General features: G+C 67.2%; 2 protein-coding genes. One reads left to right on the top strand and one right to left on the bottom strand.

The features are described from left to right. Nucleotides 1-355: hypothetical protein (locus ACPYOG_RS19100; protein WP_481295717.1), on the bottom strand; the 355-nt coding region annotated here is incomplete at its 3' end. 271 nt (nt 356-626) lie between these two features. Here ACPYOG_RS19100 and ACPYOG_RS19095 point away from each other — a divergent pair. Next, a partial coding sequence (locus tag ACPYOG_RS19095; protein WP_481295716.1) for a DUF2252 domain-containing protein occupies nt 627-1722 on the top strand: 1096 nt, incomplete at its 3' end.

Genomic DNA, 1722 nt, shown 5'->3' with positions numbered 1-1722 from the left:
GCGAGGTACCGGTCGGGACGTCCCCGTAGGCGTAGGTCACGGTGCCGGGCGAGACGGTCTTCGTCACCGTCGCGCACGAAGAGTCACCGAACCATGATCCGAAATCGGTGGTGGCGCCATCTCCGCTGATCGTCGTCGTGGGGAACGTCACGGTCGTCGCGTTGCACCCGCCGGTCACGCTGCAGGTCACACTCAGCGTGTAGGTTTCGGAACCGCCCGCTGCGATGGTCGCCGTGGATGGGCTGATGCTCACGGTCGCGGTGCCCGTCGCGGCGTTCGCGGCCGGCACGGAGAAGCCGAAGGCCATCAGCAGCGCCAACGGTCCGATCCACATCCCCTGTTTCGATTTCCGCACCGTCGCGACTCCGTTCTCTCAGAACTCGCCGCGGCGCTACGGGTGGACCGGCGCCTCGGCTCAAGGTCACCATGCTGACACGCGCTCCGACCGTCAATGACTTTCGTGGCCGCTATTCGGTTCCTAGTCTGAAGAGGCCGCTACGACGTCTGTTCGCAGTGCTACCGGCCCGCGGGATCGCCGGTGATTCCGCCCGTCCGGACCATCGGGGAATGGTCTATCCGCGCCGCGTCGGCGGGAGCTAGCATGAGCGCCACCCAGGAGGTGCGTCATGACGACGATCGCGACCCCGCTCGATGAAAAGGAGCTGTACGACGCCGGGCACGCGGCCCGCTCGCAGGTTCCGCGGTCCAGCCAAGCCGAGTTCACGCCTCCGCCGGGACGCGACCCGCTCGGGATCCTCCGCAGGCAGCACGAGAACCGCCTCCCGGCACTGATCGCCCTGCGCGTCGAGCGAATGGGTGCGTCCGCGTTCGCGTTCTACCGGGGGACGGCGGCGATCCAGGCCGCCGACCTGGCCGCCGTGCCGACTGCGGGTGGGGATGTCGTGATCTGCGGCGACGCCCACATCAGCAACTTCGGCATCTACCGGTCGCCCGAGAGCTCCATGGTCTTCGACATCAACGATTTCGATGAGGCGGCCGTCGGCCCGTTCGAGTGGGACGTCAAACGGATGCTGACGAGCGTCGTCCTCGCCGGCCGCTCGCTCGGGATCGACCGTTCAGACCTCCATTCGATCGTGCTTTCGGCATCCGCGATGTACCGCAACGCACTGGGCGAGGCGCTCGAGGCGTCGTTGTACCGGCGCTATTTCCGTGTGACCAGCATGGCCGACCGGCGGATCCTGAGCCGGGACAGCGAGCGGATGATCAAGCACACCCTGAAGGAGTCGGAGAAGCGCACCAGCGAGCGTGTCGCCAGCCGCACCCTGGTCGAAGGCGGTGAGGGGCTGCAGTTCGTGGAGGACCCGCCGGTGCTCACCCGGCTGGAGCCGGAGATCCGGGTGATCGTGGACCAGGTGTTCCAGGCATACCGCACGACCGTCCCGACGAACATCGCCCTGATGCTCTCCCAATACACGGTCCTGGATGTGGCCCGGCGCGTGGTCGGGGTCGGCAGCGTCGGAACGCGGTGCTTCATCATCGCCCTCGGAGACGCCACCGGCGACATCCTGATCCTCCAGCTGAAGGAGGCCAATGCCTCGGTCGTCCAGGAGTTCGGCGGGATCGCACCCGTCGCCGGCTACCTCGACCCGGTGATCCTTGCGGAGCATCAGGGTTACCGCGTGGTCGGGTGCCAGCGCATCCTGCAGGCGGTCTCCGATCCGTTCCTCGGCTACCTGACCGTGGAGGGGCACAGCTTCTACA

This window comes from Leifsonia sp. HAY1-4F, assembly GCF_056755275.1.
This window is presented reverse-complemented; position numbering and strand designations above follow the sequence as displayed.